The sequence below is a fragment of the Streptomyces anatolicus genome, from assembly GCF_019400875.1.
Taxonomy (GTDB): Bacteria; Actinomycetota; Actinomycetes; order Streptomycetales; family Streptomycetaceae; genus Streptomyces; species Streptomyces anatolicus.
In genome coordinates, this window is sequence record NZ_WMBF01000770.1 from 1 (window position 1) to 1865 (window position 1865).

At 74.2% G+C, this 1865-nt stretch carries 1 protein-coding gene; it reads right to left on the reverse strand.

The genetic code is table 11. The features are described from left to right. Positions 1–36 precede the first annotated feature (36 nt). Positions 37–1865: transglutaminase TgpA family protein (locus tag GKQ77_RS32300; protein ID WP_219692694.1), on the reverse strand; the 1829-nt coding region annotated here is incomplete at its 5' end.

A 1865-nucleotide genomic window follows, 5' to 3' on the forward strand; every position in this document is an offset into this window, starting at 1 on the left:
CCTCAAGCCTCTCGCGGCAGCCCCCGCGCCCCCGCCTCAAGCCCCTCGCGGCAGCCTCCGGGTCAGTGCCGTCCACCGCTTCGCGAACCGCTCGCTCCAGCGTGCGCCGAACGCCGTCCAGCGGTCGGAGACCGCCCACACCACCCGTGCGGCCGAACGCGGCGCGAGCGTCGCCCGCAGTCGCGCGGACCGGGTCGACGTGGCGCGCAGCCCCTCGCTCACCCGCCGCACATCCTCGGAGAGCCCCGTCGCGGGAAGCCGCGGATTCGGCGCGTAGAGCACCTGCTCCACGGCGGTCGCCACCCGGTGGACGGCCTCCGCGGGCCCCGTCGGCAGCTGCCCGATGCGGACGATCCGCGCGGCGGCCTTCCGGGGGGTCTGTGACTCGTCCGGCTCAATGCCGTGGTCCCAGGCCGTATCCGTCACCTCCAGCCAGGCGGCGAGTGTCCGCGCCGAGGCGTCCGCGGGCGCACGCCCCCCGGAACCCAGCCGCGCCGCGTGGACCCGGGCTCGCCACAGCAGGGGCAGCAGCGGCACCATGATCACGAGCAGCGCCGCCAGAGCCACCAGAACGATCATCTTGATGGGCGGTCCGCCACCGCCCGAACCGGCAGCGACCTGCGGGGCGGCACTCGCGCACCCACCCTGCTTGCGCATGTCCGGCGGGCAGCTGTCGGACGCCGAGGGCGCCGCGGACGGCTCCGCCGAGCGGGAAGGCTCGGGGGTGTCCGGGTCCCTGGTGTCATCGGAGGGGACATCGGAGCGGGTGTACTCGGGCACCGAGCCGCGGTTCGGGGTCGGCTCGAAACGGGTCCAGCCCACGCCTTCGAAGTACAGCTCGGGCCACGCGTGCGCGTCCCGCAGCCCGACCGACATCGTGCCGTCGGCCTGCGCGGAGCCCGGCGTGAAACCGACCGCGACGCGCGCCGGTATGCCCAGCGTCCGCGCCATCGAGGCCATCGCGAAGGAGAAGTGGACGCAGAAGCCCTCCTTCTGCCGCAGGAACTTCTCGATCGCGGCGGGACCACTGCCCGCCCGCACCTGGGTGTTGTACGTGAAGCCGCCGTCCGACGCGAAGTAGTCCTGGAGCTTGACCGCCTGCTCGTAGGGGTTCGCGGAGCCCTTGGTGACCCGCCGGGCCGTGTCCGCGACCATCGCCGGCAGGGAGTCCGGCACCTTGGTGAACTCGCGCCGCAGCGCGGCGGGGGGCGCGGACGCGTTCGCAAGCTGCTCGGCCGTGGGCTCCATGACCAGGCTCTTGACCTGGTACTCCGCGCCGCGTGTGGTCTGCCCCCGGTCGCCGACGAGCGCGCGGCCCACCGGCTCGTACCGCCAGCGGCCGCCGATCTCGACCTGGCTCGCGGGGAACGGCATGGGCAGCCAGTTCTGCGCGTAGTCGCCGTCGGCCGTGATGTTGGTCTGGATCTCGGTCCTGCGGACGTCGGGCCGCAGCCCCTGCGGCTCGGGAAGCGGTGACGGCACGTCCTCGATGCTTCGGACGGTGGTCTTCCAGGTGGTGCCGTCGAACTGGTCGAGCGAGACGATCCGCAGATACAGCTCGTCGGTCCGCCGCGCGTTCGTGCGGTACGAGAGGACCTCGCGGTCCTCCGGCTGGTTCAGGCTGTCCTGGAGCGCGACCAGCGGGTTCACGGCGGAGATCGTCCCGCCGCCCCCCGAGCCGCTGCCGCCGGGGCCGTCGGAGCCGCCCAGGAGGCCGCCGTCGAGCGCCGGGAGCGCGAGCGGCACCACCAGGGCGACGCCCAGCGCGAAGGCGCCGATGCGCCGCCCCGTGCGGACCGGGGCGATCACTCCGGTGTTGCTCTCCAGGCCTCCGGAGACCCGCCCCGGTCCGCACGGGGCGGCGC